Consider the following 16,939-nt stretch of genomic DNA (forward strand, 5'->3'; position numbering starts at 1 on the left):
CCGACCTCGTCCGTGGGGCCGAGATTTGGCGCAAATCGTCGCAACGCGGCCGCAAGAACCGAGATTTGGCACAAATCGTGGTTATGCGGCCGCGATAACCGAGATTTGGCGCAAATCTCTCGCGTGGCGGGCGGCGGGTAGAATCGGCGGGTGAAAGTTCTGGCGGCGATGAGCGGTGGTGTCGACTCCGCGGTGGCGGCGGCGCGCGCCGTCGAAGCGGGGCATGACGTAATCGGAGTGCATCTGGCGCTGAGCCGGATGCCCGGGACGCTGCGCACCGGAAGCCGCGGCTGCTGCACGATCGAGGACTCGATGGATGCGCAGCGCGCCGCGAACATCATCGGCATCCCGTACTACGTCTGGGACTTCTCGGAGCGCTTCAAGCTCGACGTCGTCGACGACTTCATCGCCGAGTACTCGGCGGGCCGGACGCCCAATCCGTGCATGCGATGCAACGAGCGCATCAAGTTCGCGGCCCTCCTCGAGAAGGCGCTCGACCTCGGCTTCGACGCCGTCTGCACCGGCCACTACGCGGCCATCGTCACCGACGAGCACGGCAACCGCGAGCTGCACCGCGCGAGCGCGTGGGCGAAGGATCAGTCGTACGTCCTGGGCGTGCTGACCGCCGAGCAGCTGGCGCACGCGATGTTCCCCCTCGGCGCGACCCCGTCGAAGGCGGAGGTACGGGCCGAGGCCGCCGCGCGCGGCCTGAGCGTCGCGAACAAGCCGGACTCGCATGACATCTGCTTCATCCCCGACGGCGACACCCGCGGCTGGCTGGCCGAGCGCGTCGGCACCGCGACGGGCGACATCGTCGACCGCGAGGGCAACCGGCTCGGCACGCACGAGGGCGCGCACGCCTACACGGTCGGCCAGCGGAAGGGCCTCAACGTCGGCTACCCGTCTCCGGACGGCCGCCCGCGGTTCGTCCTGGAGGTACGGCCGAAGGAGAACACGGTCGTCGTCGGGCCGCGCGAGGCGCTCGACATCGCCGAGATCGCCGGGTCGCGCTACACCTGGGCGGGGATGCCGCCCGCCGACCCGTCCACGCCGTTCGTCTGCGAGGTGCAGATCCGCGCGCATGCCGATCCCGTGCCCGCCGTCGCGTCCGTCACGGGCGGCGAGCTCCTCATCCGCCCGGACGTGCCCCTCAACGGCGTCGCTCCCGGTCAGACCGCCGTCGTCTACGTCGGCACCCGCGTCCTCGGCCAGACCACGATCGACCGCACCGTCTCCGCCGTCCCCGCCTGACCCCCTCGCCGGGACGCGTCTCGCTCCTTCGCGCCTCCACCCGCCGTCGAGTCCGCAAGTTCTGCACGCGAAACGCCCGCCCACCGTGCAAAGTTCGCGGACTCGACGGTGGGCGGAGGCCGCGGGGGAGCAGAGGGCAGAGGGCAGAGGACGAGGCCGCGGCGTCGGGGGTCGCGAATAAGCTTGGGGGGTGGCGATCGAGACGACGACCGACGACCAGCTCGCAGAAGCGCGAGCCGAGGCGCAGCAGCTGACGACCCGCATCCTGGAGCTCCGGGATGCGTACTACGAGCGCGACACGGTGCTCGTCAGCGACGAGGAGTACGACCGCATGATGCGGCGGCTGGAGGAGCTCGAGCGGCTCCATCCGGAACTCCAGTCGCAGGACAGCCCCACGCAGACCGTCGGCGGCCGCGCCCAGACGACGCTGTTCGCGCCGGTGCAGCACGCCGAGCGGATGCTCAGCCTCGACAACGTCTTCTCGTTGGAGGAGTTCGAGGCCTGGGCCGCCAAGGTCGAGCGCGACGCCGGGCGGCGCGTCGACTACCTGTGCGAGCTCAAGATCGACGGCCTGGCGATCAACCTCCGCTACGAGAACGGCGTGCTCGTCACGGCGGCCACGCGCGGCGACGGCGTCGTCGGCGAGGACGTGACCGAGAACATCCGTTGGATCCCGGCGATCCCGGCTCGCCTCGCCACCGACGACCCGCCGGCGCTGGTGGAGGTACGCGGCGAGGTGTTCTTCCCCGTCGCCGAGTTCGAGGAGCTCAACGCGCACCAGCAGGAGGCCGGCGAGCGTGTGTTCGCCAACGCCCGCAACGCGGCGAGCGGGTCGCTCCGGCAGAAGGCCGAGGGCAAGAACCCCGCGCAGCTGGAGCTCATGCGCAATCGCCTGCGCCGCCTGCACATGCTCGTCCACGGCATCGGCGCGTGGAACAACCCGCCCGTCGACGCGCAGTCGAAGGTGTACGACCTGCTGAAGGGTTGGGGTCTCCCGACGTCCACGCACTACAAGGTCGTCGACGAGGTGAAGAAGGTCGACGAGTTCATCGAGTACTACGGCCAGCATCGCGGCGCGGTCGAGCACGAGATCGACGGCATCGTCATCAAGGTGGACGAGCTGGCGCTGCACGACGAGCTGGGCGCCACCAGCCGTGCACCCCGCTGGGCCATCGCGTACAAGTACCCGCCGGAGCAGGTGAACACCAAGCTGCTCGACATCGTCGTCAGCGTCGGTCGCACCGGCCGGGCAACGCCGTTCGCCGTCATGGAGAAGGTGCGCGTCGCCGGCTCGGAGGTGCGCCAGGCCACCCTTCACAACCAGGAGGTCGTCAAGGCGAAGGGCGTCCTCATCGGCGACACCGTCGTGCTGCGCAAGGCGGGGGATGTGATCCCCGAGGTCCTCGGCCCGGTGGTCGAGCTGCGCGACGGCACCGAGCGCGAGTTCGTCATGCCCGAGAACTGCCCCGAGTGCGGCACCCGCCTCGCGCCCGCCAAGGAGGGCGACATCGACCTGCGCTGTCCCAACGCCGAGTTCTGCCCGGCGCAGGTACGCGGTCGCGTCGAGCACATCGGCTCGCGCGGCGCCCTCGACATCGAGGCGCTCGGCGAGGTCGCGGCTGCGGCGCTGACCCAGCCGCGTTTCCCCGCGGAGCCGCCGCTCCCGACCGAGGCGGGCCTGTTCGGGCTGACCCTCGCCGACCTGTTCCCGATCGAGGTCGTGGTGCGGGATTCGGAGACGGGGCTGCCGAAACTGACCGATGCGGGGGAGGAGAAGGTAGACACTCCGTTCCGCCGTCGCAGGCAGAAGAAGGACGGCCCGTTCGACGCGTCCGCGGCGGAGTTCTTCGGCGACGAACTGTATGTCCCGTCCAAGAACGCGGTCGAGCTGCTCGCCAATCTGGCGGCGGCCCGCGAGAAGCCGCTCTGGCGCATCCTGGTCGCCCTGAACATCCGCCACGTCGGCCCCGTCGCCGCCCGCGCGCTCGCGAACCACTTCGGATCGCTCGATGCGATCCGGTCCGCCTCGCGCGACGAACTGGCCGCGGTGGATGGCGTCGGCGGCATCATCGCGGACGCCGTCCTCGCCTGGTTCGAGGTCGACTGGCACCGCGAGATCGTTGAGAGATGGGCCGCGGACGGCGTGCAGTTCAGCACACCCGGCCACCCCGGCCCCGGGCGTGCGGATGACGCGGGCGGCGTGCTCGCGGGTCTCACCATCGTGGCGACCGGGTCGCTCGAGGGCTTCACCCGGGAGGGAGCACAGGAGGCGATCATCGCCGCCGGCGGCAAGGCGGCATCCAGCGTCTCGAAGAAGACGGATTTCGTCGCTGCGGGGCCGGGCGCAGGGTCGAAACTCGCCAAGGCGGAGGAGCTCGGCGTGCGCATCATCGACGCCGCCCAGTTCAAGACGCTGGTCGAGGAAGGGCCCGCAGCACTCGAAATGTGACGATTTCGGTCCTCCTTCTCGCGGACAGGAGAGAAATTCTCCCCCTGAATCGGGGGTAGAACGGCTCGCCGTCGGCCACCCGTTCATGGGTAGAGTCGAGATGTGCGCTCCCCCCGGACGCACACGCAAAAGGGCTTAGCTCGCTCGCTCTCGGAGGGACCCGGACGGAGTGCTGGTCGGCTTTGCAGCTGTTCTCACTGTTACCTCGGCGGTCTCCGGACTGACTGGGGTTTCTGTGCTGCCCGCAGACACCCCGGCGGCACCCGTCTCGGCGGTCTCCTACGCGGCGGTCCCGGCCCTGGACGCCTCGGCTTCCGGACCCGTCTCCGATGTCCCCGCCGGGCCTGCGGCCCGCTCCGCGTCGACCGCGCTCCTCGGCGCCGTCGCCAGCGTCGACGCCTCGGCCCTGCCGTCCTTCCTCGACGCCAACCGGGCGAAGCTCGACGCGCTCCTCCTCGACGCCCCGGCGGCGGTGGATGTCAGCCGCCTCTGGAACCTGATCGACCCCGACAAGCAGAAGGCGCTCATCCAGGCTGCACCGCACGTCGTCGGCAACCTGGAGGGCGTCCCGTACGACGTCCGGGGCCGCGCGAACACCCTCGACCTCAAGCAGACCATCGCCAGCGTCACCAAGACGCTCAAGACGGAGCACGGTCGCGCGGAGCGGGTGGCGCTGCAGCGGCAGCTCGACACGTTGCACAACGTCTCGACCGCGCTCTCGAAGCACGACGGGGTCAAGCGGACGCTGGTGACCCTCGACCCGTCCGCCGATGCGAAGGCCGCGATCGTCGTCGGAGACATCCGCACGGCGAAGTACGTGAGCGTCCTGGTGCCCGGCATGTACATGTCCGTCGGGGAGCAGATCGAGGCATGGGCGAAGGTGGCTCAGGAGCAGTACGACCTGCAGACCGGTTTCCTGCGCCGTGTCCTGGGCCCGCGCGGCAACGGGGGAGCGCCGGGCGTCGCCGTCGTCGCGTGGATCGGCTACCAGACGCCGGTGCTCACCAACATCGGCGGGACGGCTCTGGCCGAGCAGGGCGCCGACAGCCTGGAACGCACGCTGGAGGGCATCCGGGCTCTGCGCGGCGCCGACCAGCCGTACCTCAGCGTGTTCGCGCACTCGTACGGGTCGACGGCCGCCCTGATGGCGCTCGAACGGCGCACCGTCACGGTGGATGCGCTGGCGCTGATGGGATCGCCGGGGAGCGCCGCGCAGTCGGTCGCCGGACTCGCGGTCACTCACGGGAACGTTTTCGTCGGCGAGGCCCCGATGGACCCGATCGTCAACAGCGCCTTCTTCGGCAGCGATCCCGGCTCGCCGGGCTACGGCGCGAAGCCGATGGGGGTGGACGGCGCCGTCGACCCGCTGACGCACGCGTCGCTGGCCGGATCGACCGGTCACAACGAGTACTTCACCGCGGGGACCGAGTGCATGCGCAACCTCGCGATGATCGGCATCGACCGCGGCGACCTGGTGATCGGCGGCACGACGTCGAGCGGATCGGACGCGAACACCGCGGCGTCCTCGCGCTGAGCGCATCCTGAGCCTCCGGCCCGATGTCGGCGCCGGACCACATAATGGATGGGATGGCACCGGACGACGACCCTTCCCCCGAACGACGGGGATCGAGCCGCCGCGCGTTCCTGAAGGGCGCGGGCCTCGTGGCTGCGGGCGCGGTCGCCGGCGGGGCAGCGGGCGGTGCGGCGGGCGCGAGCCTGGGAGCGGCTGCCGGGCGCGCCGCTCCGACGGCGGACGAGTCCGGTGAGGAGTACCCGCCGCTTCCGCCGCGGGGCGACGGTCCCGGGTTCGACCACCTGGTCGTGCTGATGTACGAGAACCGCTCGTTCGACAACCTTCTCGGGCACCTCTACGACGAGGAGACCCTGCCGAAGGGCGAACGGTTCGAGGGGCTGGCGTTCGGCGACTACAGCAACCCGGATCCGGCGGGCGGCCCGGACATCCCCGCGCACATCTATCAGGGCACGACCGATTTCGTGATGCGCCAGCCGTCGCCCGACCCGGGCGAGGTCTACCCGCACGTGAACACGCAGCTGTACGACGTCGTCGACCCGCCGTCGAACGCCGATGCGCGGGTGCGGGAGATGCAGCCGCCTTACAACGCACCGCCTCCGGGAGCGCGGCCGAGCATGCGCGGCTTCGTGCGCGACTACCTGGGCGTGCTCCGCAAGGACACCGGCCGCGAACCCGCGGTGGACGACTACCGCCGCGTGATGGGCGGCTTCTCGCCCGACATGCTCCCTGTCTTCTCGACGCTGGCGCGCCAGTTCGCGGTGTACGACGACTGGCATTGCGCCGTGCCCTCGCAGACGTTCTGCAACCGGTCCTTCTTCAACGCATCCACGTCGCACGGCTACGTCGACAACGGCGGTGCCGAAGGGCTCCGAAAATGGTTCGACCCGAAGAACGACGCGCCGACCATCTTCAACCGGTTGGAGGAGGCGGGTCGCAGCTGGCGGGTCTACTTCGACGACCGGCAGCTGATTTCCCTGACCGGATTCATCCACGCGCCGGTGCTGGAGCCGTACTGGAAGACGCGCTTCCGGACGATGTCGCAGTTCTACGCGGATGTGGCCGAGGGGACGCTCCCGGACTACGCCTTCGTGGAACCGCGCCTGCTCTACGACCACAACGACATGCACCCGCCGGGCGGTCCGATGACCGGGGAGGATGTGGACGGCGAGGTCGTCGTCGGAGGCGCGATCTCCGACGTGCGCGCGGGCGACCTGCTGCTGCACAAGGTCTATTCGGCCATCCGCTCGGCGCGCAGCGCGAAGGGCTCCAACGCGCTCAACACGCTGCTGCTCGTGACCTTCGACGAGCACGGCGGCACATACGACCACGTCCCGCCGGGTCCGGCGACTCCGCCGGACGACAGCGGCCCGGGCGAGAACGGCTTCGGCTTCGACCGCCTCGGCGTGCGTGTGCCCGCCATCGCGATCTCGGCGTACACAGCGCGCAACACGATCATCCACGAGGAGATGCACCATTCGGCGGTCGTCGCGACGCTGTGCAAGAAGTTCGGGATGAAGCACCTCACCGAGCGCGATCGCGGCGCCAGGACGATCGACAACGCGATCAACCGGACGACCCCGCGGCAGCCGGGCACGTGGCCCGACACGCATCCTCAGTACGTCCCGGCGAACCCGGAGTCCGACGCGCCGGCGCCGGAGGATGAGGACCGCCCGCTCAGCCCGCCCGGCATCGGCCTCGTCGGCCTGCTGATGGCGCGCTACGGCGTGCCCGGCGCGACGGTGCCGCGCACGTACAAGGAGGCGTACCAAGCGGTCAACGGGCTGGGGCGCGGGCTGTTCGGCTCGCCCTAGAATCGATAGGGCGGGCCGCGACGCGAGCTCCCGTCACCCCACCACCGAATCCACGGAGACGCACCCTTGTCTGAAACCAGCGCAAGCGAGATCAGCGCAGAGCAGGTCGCCCACCTGGCGAACCTCGCCAGGATCGACCTCAGCCCGGAAGAGCTCGAGAGCCTCACGAAGGAGCTCGGCCAGATCGTCGAGTCCGTCGCGAAAGTCCAGGAGGTGGCCGGGCCCGACGTCCCGGCGACCAGCCACCCGCTCCCGCTGACCAACGTGTTCCGGAAGGACGAGGTCCGGCCGTCGCTGACCGTGGAGCAGGCGCTGTCGGGTGCCCCCGAGCGCGAGGGCGACCGCTTCAAGGTGCCCACCATCCTGGACGAGGAGTAGGACGACATGACCGACCTGATCAGGCTCTCCGCCTCCGCCCTCGCCGAGAAGCTCGCCGCGGGCGAGGTCTCCTCGGTGGATGCCGTTCGCGCCCACCTCGACCGCATCGAGTCCGTCGACGCGGACGTGCACGCGTTCCTCCACGTCGCCGGCGAGAAGGCCATCCGCACGGCCGCCGAGATCGACGGCCGCCGCGCGGCGGGCGACCCGCTCGGCCCGCTCGCCGGTGTCCCCATCGCCATCAAAGACGTCCTGGCGACGGAGGACATGCCGTCGACCTCCGGCTCGAAGATCCTCGAGGGCTGGATCCCGCCCTACGACGCGACCGTCGTCCGCCGCCTCCGCGAGGCCGACCTCGTGCCGCTCGGCAAGACGAACATGGACGAGTTCGCCATGGGCTCCTCGACGGAGCACTCGGCGTACGGCCCGACCCGAAACCCGTGGGACCTGGAGCGCATCCCCGGTGGATCGGGTGGAGGCTCGGCCGCGGCCGTCTCCGCCTTCGAGGCCCCGCTCGCGCTCGGCTCCGACACCGGCGGCTCGATCCGCCAGCCCGCCGCGGTGACCGGCTCGGTCGGCGTCAAGCCGACGTACGGCGGCGTCAGCCGGTACGGCGCGATCGCCCTGGCGAGCTCGCTCGACCAGGTGGGCCCCGTGTCCCGCAGCGTGCTCGACGCCGGCCTGCTGCACGACGTGATCGCCGGTCACGACCCGCTCGATTCCACCTCGCTGGCCGACACCTGGCCGTCGATGGCCGATGCCGCCCGCGCCGGACACCGGGACGGGGCGCTGAAGGGCGTCCGTGTCGGCGTCATCCGCGAGATCGCCGGCGACGGCTTCCAGTCGGGCGTCAAGCAGCGCTTCGACGAGGCGCTCGCCCTGCTCGAGTCCGCCGGGGCCGAGATCGTCGAGGTCAGCGCTCCGAGCTTCGAGTACGCGGTCTCGGCGTACTACCTGATCCTCCCGGCGGAGGCCTCGAGCAACCTGGCGCGCTTCGACTCGGTGCGCTTCGGCCTGCGCGTCAACCCGGCCGACCCGCCGGTGACTGTCGAGCGCGTGATGGCGGCGACCCGCGACGCCGGCTTCGGCCCGGAGGTCAAGCGGCGCATCATCCTGGGCACCTACGCCCTGAGCGCCGGCTACTACGACGCCTACTACGGCAGCGCGCAGAAGGTGCGCACGCTCATCCAGCGCGACTTCTCCGCCGCGTTCGAGAAGGTGGATGTGCTGGTCAGCCCGAGCGCGCCGACCACCGCCTTCAAGCTGGGCGAGAAGATCGACGACCCGATGGCGATGTACCTGAACGACATCACCACCATCCCGGCGAACCTCGCCGGCGTTCCGGGCATGGGCCTGCCGATCGGCCTCGCACCGGAGGACGGGCTGCCGGTCGGCATGCAGCTGATGGCGCCCGCCCGTGCGGATGCCCGCCTCTACACGTTCGGGGCGGCGCTCGAGCAGCTGCTCGAGCAGAAGTGGGGCGGCACACTGCTCAGCCAGGCGCCGGATCTGAGCGCCACCGAGATGTTCGCGAGCGAAGAGGGAGCCGTCTGATGGCGAACGCCACTGCCCACACAGCGGAGCTGATGGACTACGAGAAGGCACTCGAACTGTTCGAGCCCGTTCTCGGCTTCGAGGTCCACGTCGAGCTCAACACCAAGACCAAGATGTTCTGCGGCTGCGCCAACGAGTTCGGCTCTGGCGCCAACACGAACACCTGCCCGACCTGTCTCGGACTCCCGGGCGGCATGCCGCAGGTGAACGAGAAGGCCATCGAGTCGAGCATCCGGCTCGGCCTCGCCCTCGGCTGCGACATCGCCGAGTCGAGCCGGTTCGCGCGGAAGAACTACTTCTACCCGGACCTGGCCAAGAACTTCCAGACCTCGCAGTACGACGAGCCGATCGCGCACGACGGGTCGATCACCATCGAGCTGGAGAACGGCCGCGAGCTGACGATCGAGATCGAGCGCGCGCACATGGAGGAGGACGCCGGCAAGCTGACCCACGTCGGCGGCGCCACCGGCCGCATCCAGGGCGCCGACTACTCGCTGGTCGACTTCAACCGCGGCGGTGTGCCGCTGGTCGAGATCGTCACCAAGATCATCGAGGGCGCCGAGGCGGACGCGCCGGAGGTCGGCCGCACGTATGTGCGCGCCATCCGCGACATCGTGAAGGCGCTCGGCGTCTCGAACGCCCGCATGGAGGAGGGGAACGTGCGCTGTGACGCCAACGTCTCCCTGCGCCGCCGTGGGTCGACGGAGCTCGGCACGCGCACCGAGACGAAGAACGTGAACTCGCTGCGCTCCATCGAGCGCGCGGTCCGCTACGAGATCCAGCGCCAGGCCGCGATCCTCCAGGCGGGCGGCACCATCGTGCAGGAGACGCGCCACTGGCACGAGGACTCCGGCACGACGAGCGCCGGCCGCCCCAAGTCGGACGCCGACGACTACCGCTACTTCCCGGAGCCCGACCTCGTGCCGGTCGCCCCGGCCCGCGAGTGGATCGAAGAGCTCCGCGGCACGCTCCCGGAGCAGCCGTCGCTGCGCCGCAAGCGCCTGACCGCAGAATGGGGCTTCACGGCCCTCGAGTTCCAGGACGTCGCCAACGCCGACCTGCTGGACGAGGTCGAGGCCACGATCGCCGCCGGCGCCGACCCCGCCGCCGCCCGCAAGTGGTGGACCGGTGAGATCGCCCGTCTCGCGAACGCGCAGAACGTCCCCGCCGGAACGCTGGTCAGCCCCCAGAACGTCGCCGAACTGGCCGCCCTGATCGAGGCCGGCACGCTCACCGACCGCCTGGCACGCCAGGTGCTCGAGGGCGTCATCGCGGGGGAGGGGCGACCCCAGGAGGTCGTCGACGCCCGCGGGCTCGCGGTGGTCTCCGACGACGGCGCGCTCATCGCGGCCATCGACGAGGCACTGTCGTCGCAGCCGGATGTGCTCGCCAAGATCCGCGACGGCAAGGTGCAGGCCGCCGGAGCCGTCATCGGCGCCGTCATGAAGGCCATGCGCGGTCAGGCGGACGCGGCACGCGTGCGCGAGCTGGTGCTCGAGCGCGCGAGCGCCACGGAGTAGCCAGGCCCGTGGGCGGGATCCTCGTCGAACGGGTGACGGCGGAGAGTGCGGAGGCCGACGCCGCCGCACTCTCCGCCGTGCTCGCCGAGACGGTGAAGGCCGGCGCGAGCGTCGGCTGGATCGTGCCGCCGTCGCCCGAGGAGGCGACCGCCTGGTGGCGAGCGCTGTTCGCGGAGGCGGACGCCGCGACCTGGGTCGCCCGCGAGCCGGACGGGCGCGCGGTCGGCACCATCACCCTTATGCGGTCCCCGAAGCCGAACGGCCCGCACCGCGGAGAGGTCGTCAAGCTGATGGTGCATCCCTCCGCCCGCGGCCGGGGAGTCGCCCCGGCCCTGATGACGGCTCTCGAGCAGCACGCGGAGCAGACCGGGCTGACCCTCCTCGTGCTCGACACGGAGACCGGCAGCCTGGCGGAGACGCTGTACCGCCGGTGGGGCTGGAGCGCGGTCGGCAGCATCCCGGACTTCGCCGTCAGCCCATCCGGAGTGCTCGGCGGCACGACGATCATGTACAAGCGGCTGGGCCTGGCGGCCCAGGCTCCGGAGCTGTTTGCGGACTCCCAGGCGGCGCGTGCAGAGTAGGCGCATGGGCGTCTTCACTCTCGGCGGTCTGACCTCCGCACCGGCCTCCTCCCGCACCGATCTGCTCGCTCCGGTGACCCTCGAGGCGCTCGCGACGCTCGGCTGGCTGGATGAGGTGGGCATCGTCGAGATCGACCCCGACGTGTCCGACACGGCCGCGACGCGCGACCAGTTCGGGCTAGATGCCGCCGACCTCGCCAACTGCGTGGTGGTCGCGGGCAAGCGCGAGGGTGTGGAGCGGATCGCCGCGTGCGTCGTCCTGTCGACCACCCGGGCGGATGTCAACAACACCGTCAAGCGCTTCCTGGACGTGCGCAAGGCGTCCTTCCTTCCGATGGACCGCGCCGTGGAGTTGACCGGCATGGAGTACGGCGGGATCACCCCGATCGGCCTTCCCGCCGGCTGGCCGGTGCTCGTCGACGCGCGCGTGATCGACGACGGCGTGGTGATCATCGGGTCCGGCGTCCGCCGCTCCAAGCTCCTCCTCCCCGGCCGTCTGCTCGGCGAGCTGCCCGACGCGCAGGTCATCGACGGTCTCGGCCTCGAGATTCCGGGATGAGCGTGGCCGCATGACCGGAGCCGCCGTCGAACGGGTGCTCGCACCCGTCCGCTCACGTCTGATCGAGACCCTGGCCGGGCGATCGGATGAGGTGCCCGCCTGGATCCTGCGGCTGGAGGACGGAGAGGACGAGGGTTTCTTCGGTCCCGACAGCGCTGCCTGGGCGGTGCACGGCGGCATGCCGACGCTCGTCGCCGGGGTGCGCGCCCTTCTGCTTCAGGCCCTGCACCCGGGCGCGCTGGCCGGAGTGCGCGACTTCTCGCGCTACCGCGAGGACCCGCTCGGCCGGCTTGCGGGGACCATCCAATGGATCCACACCGTCACCTTCGGCAGCCGGGGACAGGCCGTCGCGGGGAGTGAGATGGTGCGGTCCCTGCACCGCCGGGTCACCGGCACCTACGTCGACGGGCACGGCGTCGAGCGGCCGTACTCGGCCAACGACCCCGACCTCGCCCGCTGGGTGCACCTCGCCTTCACCGACGCGTTCCTGACGGCGCACGAGCACTGGGGCGGTCCCATCCCGGGCGGAGCGGACGTTTACGTGGCCGAGTGGGCCACGGCGGCGGAGCTCATGGGGGTGCCGGATGCTCCGCGATCCGCAGCGGCGTTGCGGGCCGAGATCGACGCGATCACCGACGCGGGGGAGCTGCGCGGCGGTCCGGAGGTCGAGGAGATCGTCCGGTTCATCCGCCGGGCTCCGCTGCGCCGCACGCTGCGGCCGTCGTACCGAATCGTGTTCCGTGCCGCCATTTCCACGTTGGAGCCGCGGCACCGCGACCTCCTCGGGCTGCCGCCCACGCTGGCCGAGCGCGTGCTTCCGCTCCACGGGGCGACCTCCGCGGTGCTCGCCGGGGCCCGCACCCTTCTCGGCCCTCAGCCGCAGGCCGAGCTGGCGGCCCGGCGGCGGCTCGCGCGGCTCGGCGCCGCCTGACCCGCATCGCCTGACCCGCGCCGCCTGACCCGCGGGCGTCTGACCTGCGGGCGCCGCGCGTGCGAGGATGACAGCATGAGCGACGCCGGCGCCGACCAGACCCAGACCCAGACCCAGACCGAGACGCAGACCCGCACCCGAACCGTCCACTGGGAGGACCCGGCTCCCGGCGTCGCGCGGATGCCCTCCATGACCGGGCTCGAGTACCTCCGGTCGATGCTGCGCGGCGAACTGCCTCCGCCTCCCATCACCGAGCTGATGCGGATGACGCTGGTCGCAGCCGACCCCGGCACCGCAACATTCGTGTGCGAGCCGGACGAGTCGCACTACAACCCCATCGGGACGGTGCACGGCGGATTCGTGTGCACCGTGCTCGATTCCGCGCTCGGCTGCGCGGTCCAGACGACACTGCCGCAGGGTCAGGGCTACACATCCATTCAGATCACCGTCAACTACCTGCGCCCGGTGCACGCGGGGACCGGTCCGCTGACCTGCACCGCGACCGTGACGAAGCCCGGCAACCGCGTCGCCTTCGCCGACGGAGTCATCACGGATGCTGCGGGCAAGACGGTCGCGACGGCGACCGGTTCGCTGCTGGTGTTCCCGATCGGCGGCTGACGCCCGACCGCGCGGCTACTTCGCCTGTGCGGCGAGCAGCTGGTCGCGCACCTTGCGGCGGATGACCTTGCCGACGATGGAGCGCGGCAACTCATCCACCTGCACGACGTGCTTCGGGACCTTGTACGGGGTGAGGCAGTCGCGGCCGAATGCGCGGATGGCCTCCTCGTCGAAGGATGCGCCGGGCTCCATCACGACGGCGGCGACCACGTCTTCGCCGCCGCGGCGGTGGGGGAGTCCGACCACGGCGATGTCGGCGACCCCCGGGAAGGACCGCAGGGCGTCCTCCACCTCGGTCGGCGACACGTTGAAACCGCCGGTGACGATGAGCTCCTTGATGCGGTCGACGATGCGGACGAACCCGTCCTCATCCATCGTCACGATGTCGCCGGTGCGGAACCAGCCGTCGTCGGAGAACACCTTGGCGGTCTCGTCGGGCTTCCGCCAGTAGCCCGAGAACACCTGCGGACCCCGTGCGAGCAGCTCGCCCTCCTCGCCGAACGGGCGGTCGATCGACGGGTCGTCCGGATCGGCCACGCGCAGCTCCGTGCTCGGCAGCGGCAGGCCGACCGTGCCCTCGCGACGGGTCGCGCCCACCGGGTTCGCCATCAGCACCGGCGAGCATTCGGAGAGACCGTAGCCTTCGACGAGGTAGCCGCCGGTCTCGTGCTCCCAGAGGTCGACGATGCCCTGCGGCAGGCTCATGGCTCCCGAGATGGCGATCTGGATGCCCGAGAGCGACACCTTGCGCTTCTCGGCCGCCTGCACCAGCCGTTCGTAGATCGGAGGGACAGCGGGCAGGAAGGTCGCCGGGTGCTTCTTCACCACATCCAGCACCAGGTCGGGGTCGAACTTCGGGAACAGCACCAGCCGCGCCCCCATGCTCATCGCGAAGGTGAGGCAGAGGGTGAGCCCGTAGGCATGGAAGAGGGGGAGGACCGCGTAGACGACCGACGTGCCGCGCTCGATGGTCGGCACCCACGCGCGGGACTGAGCCGCGTTCACGTTCAGGTTGCCGTGACTGAGCATGGCGCCCTTCGGCGTTCCGGTGGTGCCGGAGGTGTACTGGATGAGGGCCAGGTCGTCGCGCTCCGGGCGCGGGGAGGACTTCGCGATCCGGCGGGAGGCGACCAGCGAATCCCACGAGATGGTTCCGGACACCTTCGCGGTCAGCTGCTCGCGGGCCTTGCGCGCCGCCGGGACGGGGAGCCGCAGAGCGATCCGCTTGGAGGCGGGCATAGCGCGGGTGAGGTCGACGGAGATGATCGTGGTCACGCCGAGGTCGGCGGGGAGGTCCTGCACGGTGGCGGCGACCTTGTCCCAGACGATGGCGACGGTCGCGCCGTGATCCTCGAACTGGTGGCGGAGCTCGCGCGGCGTGTACAGCGGGTTGTGTTCGACGACCACGGCGCCGAGGCGCAGGACGGCGTAGAACGCCGCGACGTGCTGAGGACAGTTCGGCAGCACGAGCGCGACGCGGTCGCCCTTCGAGACGCCGAGCTTCCGCAGGCCCTCGGCGGCACGCGCGATCTGGTCGCCCAGTTCGGCGTACGTGGTGGTCGCGCCGAAGAACTCCAACGCGACGTGCTTGCCGTAGGTCTTCACCGACTCGTCGATGAGGTGGGAGAGGGACCCGGCGGGCACCTCCACATCGGCCGGGACGCCCGGCGCATAGCCGGCGAGCCAGGGCTTGGTGCTGTACGGGAGGTGCTCGGCGCCCGCGGTCGCGGCTCCGTCGCTCGTCGCGCTGTCGGTGGTCACGGCGGCAAGCCTACGCGGAGGCGACCTGCGCCCGCACGGCGTCCTCGATCGGGGTGTCGCCGCCGATGACCTCCCACTGGCGGCCGATCGCCGCGGGCTCGTCGAGCACGACGGCGATGAGGGTGGCGACGTCCTCGCGGGCGATGCTGCCGCGCGGAACGCTGTCGCCGAGCGTGATCCGCCCGGTTCCCTCGTCGGTGGTGAGGCCGCCCGGGCGGACGATGGTCCAGTCGAGCCCGGAGGCGCGGAGCGCCGTGTCGGCGTCGCGCTTGGCGTCGACATAGGCCTTCCACACCGGGTCGGCGTCGTCGACGGGAGCGTCTACGCCCCAGGCCGAGACCTGCACGAAACGGCGGATGCCCGCCTTCGCTGCCGCCTCCTGCGACTTCACCGAGCCGCCGTAGTCGACGGTGCGCTTCCGCTCGATGCCCGAGCCGGCTCCGGCCCCGGCGGTGAAGACGACCGCGTCGCAGCCGCGGATCGCCTCGGCGAGGGCGTCGGCGTCCGCCTTCTCGATGTCGACAAGCACCCCGAGACCGCCGAGGCGGTAGACGTCCTCGGCGTGCTCGTCGTTGCGGACGACGCCGACGAAGTCGTCACCGCGGTCGTAGAGCACCCGCATGAGCTGCTGGGCGACTTTTCCGTGGGCTCCGATGATCGCGACTCGAGTCATGACCCCATCCTTCCACCGTGCGTCGGCGGGATGCGACACGCGTCCGCCTGGCGCGAACGCTCTCGGCGTTCGGGCCAGGCTCTGTTACCGTCGAGTCCATGACCGCCCTGCTCGAGCTCCTCGGACGCGCCTTCGCGTCCGCGCTCGGGATGCTCGGCGGCGGCAGCCCCGCCGGCGTCGTCGCGCTGGCCGGTGTGGCCGGCGCCCTCGGCCTCGTTGCGGTTGTGGCTGCGGCGGCACTTCGGTCGGTGGCGGCTCTCGCCGCCTCCCTGCGGGTGCGCTCCGCGTGGTCCCGGCCGATCCTGCCCGCCGCGGGATGGCTCGCCGAGAGCCAGTCGGCTCCGGACGCCGACGGCCGGCCGCGGCCCAGAGCGCCCGGCGCCTCCCTGCCGGTCGCGTAGCCGCATCCCCGTATCCCGCCACCGGGCGGACGGCGGTGCCGCGCGACCAGACGCGTCCGCATCCGTCCGAATCGCAGGGACCACACACTCATGGACTTCTTCTCCTGGCCGCCCATCGCGGCCCTCCTCGACGGGGCGTACGGCCTCGTCACCGCCCTCTCCGCCGCCGTCGAGCCGATCGCCGGAACCGCCGCCGGCCTCGTCGCCGTCGTCGTGCTGACGCTGCTCGTCCGCGTCGTCCTCATCCCCGTCGGCGTCAGCCAGGTGCGCGCCGAGTACAGCCGCCGGCGGATCGCTCCGCGCCTCGCCGAGCTGCAGCGCCGCCACAAAGGCGACCGCGAGACCCTCGCCCAGAAGACGATGGAGCTGTACCGCGAGGAGCAGGTGTCGCCGTTCGCCGGGATGCTGCCGCTGCTCGCGCAGATCCCCGTCGTGACGCTGCTGTACGCCGTTTTCACGCATCCCACCATCGCCGGGCACGCCAACGCGCTGCTCGGGGAGCACGCCTTCGGGGCGCCTCTCGGCACCAGCTTCGTCGGGCTCACCGGCGCCGGGGCCGGGGTCTGGCCGGCAATACTCGTCTACTTCGGCGTCCTCGCGTTGATCGCCATCGTGACCACGGTCTCGCGGCGCGTGCTGACGCTGCCGCAGCCGGAAGGCTCGACGGCGCCGGTCGGGATGCTGCGGGCGCTGTCGTTTTTGCCCTATGTGACGGTGGTGTTCGCGGCGTTCGTCCCGCTCGCGGCCGCCGTCTACATCCTGACCTCGACGACGTGGACGGTCGCCGAGCGGTGGACGCTGCGCCGGCTCCTCGATCCGGCGCGCCGTGCCGGGGGATCGACGCGGCCGACGACGTCGCACTGAGGAAAGCACAGACGGATGGCGCAGAGCCGGTACTGAGCGGTCGCACAGCCCGCG

15 protein-coding genes are annotated in these 16,939 nt (G+C 71.1%); 13 read left to right on the top strand and 2 right to left on the bottom strand.

From position 1 onward, the window contains the following. Nucleotides 1-150 precede the first annotated feature (150 nt). From mnmA to J2Y42_RS12280, 11 genes are all read left to right on the top strand, one after another. Nucleotides 151-1,251, top strand: a complete 1,101-nt coding sequence (gene mnmA, locus J2Y42_RS12230; protein WP_309858925.1) for a tRNA 2-thiouridine(34) synthase MnmA — start codon at nt 151-153, stop codon at nt 1,249-1,251. Nucleotides 1,252-1,441: 190 nt separating this feature from the next. Next, nucleotides 1,442-3,700, top strand: a complete 2,259-nt coding sequence (gene ligA / locus J2Y42_RS12235) for an NAD-dependent DNA ligase LigA (protein WP_309858928.1) — start codon at nt 1,442-1,444, stop codon at nt 3,698-3,700. 235 nt (nt 3,701-3,935) lie between these two features. Continuing rightward, a complete protein-coding gene (locus J2Y42_RS12240) occupies nt 3,936-5,234 on the top strand; it encodes an alpha/beta hydrolase (RefSeq protein ID WP_309858933.1) in 1,299 nt (432 codons plus the stop codon). A gap of 53 nt (nt 5,235-5,287) precedes the next feature. Beyond that, the gene (locus J2Y42_RS12245) at nt 5,288-7,045 is read left to right on the top strand and encodes an alkaline phosphatase family protein (protein ID WP_309858936.1); all 1,758 of its coding nucleotides are present in this window, start codon (nt 5,288-5,290) and stop codon (nt 7,043-7,045) included. Between the two features lie 90 nt (nt 7,046-7,135). Further along, nucleotides 7,136-7,423, top strand: coding sequence for an Asp-tRNA(Asn)/Glu-tRNA(Gln) amidotransferase subunit GatC (gene gatC, locus J2Y42_RS12250; RefSeq protein ID WP_172823262.1), 288 nt, complete (start codon nt 7,136-7,138; stop codon nt 7,421-7,423). A gap of 6 nt (nt 7,424-7,429) precedes the next feature. Beyond that, a complete protein-coding gene (gene gatA / locus J2Y42_RS12255; RefSeq protein WP_020074965.1) occupies nt 7,430-8,977 on the top strand; it encodes an Asp-tRNA(Asn)/Glu-tRNA(Gln) amidotransferase subunit GatA in 1,548 nt (515 codons plus the stop codon). After that, nucleotides 8,977-10,497, top strand: coding sequence for an Asp-tRNA(Asn)/Glu-tRNA(Gln) amidotransferase subunit GatB (gatB, locus tag J2Y42_RS12260; RefSeq protein WP_309858940.1), 1,521 nt, complete (start codon nt 8,977-8,979; stop codon nt 10,495-10,497). The genes gatA and gatB overlap by 1 nt, the downstream gene beginning before the upstream one ends. Before the next feature lie 8 nt (nt 10,498-10,505). Beyond that, a complete protein-coding gene (locus J2Y42_RS12265) occupies nt 10,506-11,078 on the top strand; it encodes a GNAT family N-acetyltransferase (protein WP_309858943.1) in 573 nt (190 codons plus the stop codon). Between the two features lie 4 nt (nt 11,079-11,082). Next, nucleotides 11,083-11,637 (top strand): YbaK/EbsC family protein, encoded by a 555-nt coding sequence (locus J2Y42_RS12270; protein ID WP_309858946.1) that lies wholly within the window; start codon nt 11,083-11,085, stop codon nt 11,635-11,637. 10 nt (nt 11,638-11,647) lie between these two features. Then, the gene (locus J2Y42_RS12275; RefSeq protein WP_309858949.1) at nt 11,648-12,568 is read left to right on the top strand and encodes an oxygenase MpaB family protein; all 921 of its coding nucleotides are present in this window, start codon (nt 11,648-11,650) and stop codon (nt 12,566-12,568) included. 75 nt (nt 12,569-12,643) lie between these two features. Further along, nucleotides 12,644-13,186: a PaaI family thioesterase gene (locus J2Y42_RS12280; RefSeq protein ID WP_309858951.1), complete on the top strand. Its 543-nt coding sequence runs from the start codon at nt 12,644-12,646 to the stop codon at nt 13,184-13,186. A gap of 15 nt (nt 13,187-13,201) precedes the next feature. Here J2Y42_RS12280 and J2Y42_RS12285 read toward each other — a convergent pair whose 3' ends face one another. Both J2Y42_RS12285 and J2Y42_RS12290 read right to left on the bottom strand, forming a co-directional pair. Continuing rightward, nucleotides 13,202-14,947, bottom strand: a complete 1,746-nt coding sequence (locus J2Y42_RS12285) for a long-chain-fatty-acid--CoA ligase (RefSeq protein ID WP_309858954.1) — start codon at nt 14,945-14,947, stop codon at nt 13,202-13,204. 10 nt (nt 14,948-14,957) lie between these two features. Next, entirely contained in the window at nt 14,958-15,620 is a 663-nt protein-coding gene (locus tag J2Y42_RS12290; RefSeq protein ID WP_309858958.1) for an SDR family oxidoreductase, read from the bottom strand. 98 nt (nt 15,621-15,718) lie between these two features. On the opposite strand from J2Y42_RS12290, the gene J2Y42_RS12295 reads away from it, so the two are divergent. Beyond that, on the top strand, nt 15,719-16,021 hold the full coding sequence (locus J2Y42_RS12295) for a DUF6412 domain-containing protein (RefSeq protein ID WP_309858960.1): 303 nt from the start codon (nt 15,719-15,721) through the stop codon (nt 16,019-16,021). A 90-nt stretch (nt 16,022-16,111) separates the two neighbouring features. Continuing rightward, nucleotides 16,112-16,885: a YidC/Oxa1 family membrane protein insertase gene (locus J2Y42_RS12300; protein WP_309858963.1), complete on the top strand. Its 774-nt coding sequence runs from the start codon at nt 16,112-16,114 to the stop codon at nt 16,883-16,885. Nucleotides 16,886-16,939: the final 54 nt, after the last annotated feature.

This window comes from Leifsonia sp. 1010, assembly GCF_031455295.1.
Classification (GTDB): domain Bacteria; phylum Actinomycetota; class Actinomycetes; order Actinomycetales; family Microbacteriaceae; genus Leifsonia.

What these genes read in the sequence shown, in the direction of transcription:
- J2Y42_RS12245 (WP_309858936.1), top strand. Translation starts at nt 5,288, where the DNA reads ATGGCACCGGACGACGACCCTTCCCCCGAACGACGGGGATCGAGCCGC.
- J2Y42_RS12290 (WP_309858958.1), bottom strand. Translation starts at nt 15,620, where the DNA reads ATGACTCGAGTCGCGATCATCGGAGCCCACGGAAAAGTCGCCCAGCAG.
- J2Y42_RS12280 (WP_309858951.1), top strand. Translation starts at nt 12,644, where the DNA reads ATGAGCGACGCCGGCGCCGACCAGACCCAGACCCAGACCCAGACCGAG.
- J2Y42_RS12275 (WP_309858949.1), top strand. Translation starts at nt 11,648, where the DNA reads ATGACCGGAGCCGCCGTCGAACGGGTGCTCGCACCCGTCCGCTCACGT.
- J2Y42_RS12295 (WP_309858960.1), top strand. Translation starts at nt 15,719, where the DNA reads ATGACCGCCCTGCTCGAGCTCCTCGGACGCGCCTTCGCGTCCGCGCTC.
- J2Y42_RS12270 (WP_309858946.1), top strand. Translation starts at nt 11,083, where the DNA reads ATGGGCGTCTTCACTCTCGGCGGTCTGACCTCCGCACCGGCCTCCTCC.
- J2Y42_RS12300 (WP_309858963.1), top strand. Translation starts at nt 16,112, where the DNA reads ATGGACTTCTTCTCCTGGCCGCCCATCGCGGCCCTCCTCGACGGGGCG.
- gatB (WP_309858940.1), top strand. Translation starts at nt 8,977, where the DNA reads ATGGCGAACGCCACTGCCCACACAGCGGAGCTGATGGACTACGAGAAG.
- gatA (WP_020074965.1), top strand. Translation starts at nt 7,430, where the DNA reads ATGACCGACCTGATCAGGCTCTCCGCCTCCGCCCTCGCCGAGAAGCTC.